A 1,736-nucleotide genomic window follows, 5' to 3' on the forward strand; every position below is an offset into this window, starting at 1 on the left:
CTCGGCGTCGTCGCACTCGAGATGGAAACGGGCGACGTCATGATGCTGCAGGCGAAAACGACCGTGTTCGCCACGGGCGGCGCGGGCCGCATCTTCGCCGCGTCGACCAACGCCTTCATCAACACCGGCGACGGCCTGGGCATGGCGGCACGCGCCGGCATCCCGCTGCAGGACATGGAGTTCTGGCAGTTCCACCCGACGGGCGTGGCCGGCGCGGGCGTCCTGATCACGGAAGGCGTGCGCGGCGAGGGCGGTATCCTCATCAACAGCAACGGCGAACGCTTCATGGAGCGCTATGCGCCGACCCTGAAAGACCTGGCGCCGCGCGACTTCGTGTCGCGCTCGATGGACCAGGAGATCAAGGAAGGCCGCGGCGTCGGCCCGAACAAGGACCACGTGCTGCTGGACCTGCGCCACATCGGCGCGGACACGATCCGCAAGCGCCTGCCGTCGATCCTGGAAATCGGCCACAAGTTCGCCAACGTCGACGCGACCAAGGAACCGATTCCGGTCGTCCCGACCATCCACTACCAGATGGGCGGCATCCCGACCAATATCCACGGCCAGGTCGTCGTCCCCGACGGCACCGGTTCGCAAAAGGTCGTCAATGGCCTGTACGCGATCGGCGAATGCTCGTGCGTGTCGGTGCACGGCGCCAACCGCCTGGGCACGAACTCGCTGCTCGATCTGGTGGTGTTCGGCCGCGCGGCCGGCAACCACATCGTCGCGCAGAACCTGCACGAGCAGGGCAACCGCGCGCTGCCGAAGGACTTCGCCGACTACGCGCTGGGCCGTCTCAACCGCCTGGAAAACTCGAACGGCGGCGAGAAGGTGCAGGACGTGGCCAACGCGATCCGCGCCACGATGCAGAAGCACTGCGGCGTGTTCCGCACGCAGGCGCTGATGGACGAGGGCGTGCGCGAGATCATGGCCCTGGACGAGCGCCGCAAGCACGTGTCGTTCAAGGACAAGTCGAAGGTGTTCAACACGGCGCGCATCGAAGCGATCGAACTGGACAACCTGATCGAAGTGGCCAAGGCGACCGTCGTGTCGGCCGCGGCGCGCAAGGAATCGCGCGGCGCCCACGCCCACAGCGACTACGAGCAGCGCGACGACGAGAACTGGATGAAGCACACGCTGTTCTTCTCGGAAGGGAACCGTCTGGACTACAAGCCGGTCGTGACCAAGCCGCTCACCGTCGACACGTTCAAACCGAAGCCCCGCACGTTCTAATTTAGGTACCGAATAATGGCACGCACAGTCCAACTCAAGATTTACCGCTACGATCCGGACAAGGATTCGAAGCCCTATATGCAAGACGTCACCGTCGAGCTGAAAGACACCGACAAGATGCTGCTGGACGCCCTGCAGCGCATCAAGGCCGACGTCGACGACTCGCTGGCGCTGCGCCGCTCCTGCCGCGAAGGCGTGTGCGGCTCGGACGCGATGAACATCAACGGCAAGAACGGCCTGGCCTGCACGACGAACCTGAACGAGCTGACGCAGCCGATCGTGCTGCGCCCGCTGCCGGGCCTGCCGGTCATCCGCGACCTGATCGTGGACATGACCAACTTCTTCAAGCAGTACCACTCGATCAAGCCGTACCTGATCAACGACTCGATCCCGCCGGAGAAGGAACGCCTGCAGTCGCCGGAAGAGCGCGAAGAGCTGGACGGCGTGTACGAGTGCATCCTGTGCGCGTGCTGCTCGACGTCGTGCCCGTCGTTCTGGTGGAA

The 1,736-nt window shown here is 64.7% G+C and carries 2 protein-coding genes; both read left to right on the forward strand.

Translation table 11 applies throughout. The features are described 5' to 3' along the window. On the forward strand, positions 1 to 1,233 hold a 1,233-nt coding region (locus ISF28_RS30155), incomplete at its 5' end, for an FAD-binding protein (RefSeq protein WP_198120868.1). Positions 1,234 to 1,248: 15 nt separating this feature from the next. Further along, positions 1,249 to 1,736: succinate dehydrogenase iron-sulfur subunit (locus tag ISF28_RS30160; RefSeq protein WP_198120869.1), on the forward strand; the 488-nt coding region annotated here is incomplete at its 3' end.

The organism is Massilia rhizosphaerae, assembly GCF_016093545.1.
In the GTDB taxonomy this organism is placed as follows: Bacteria; Pseudomonadota; Gammaproteobacteria; order Burkholderiales; family Burkholderiaceae_D; genus Telluria; species Telluria rhizosphaerae.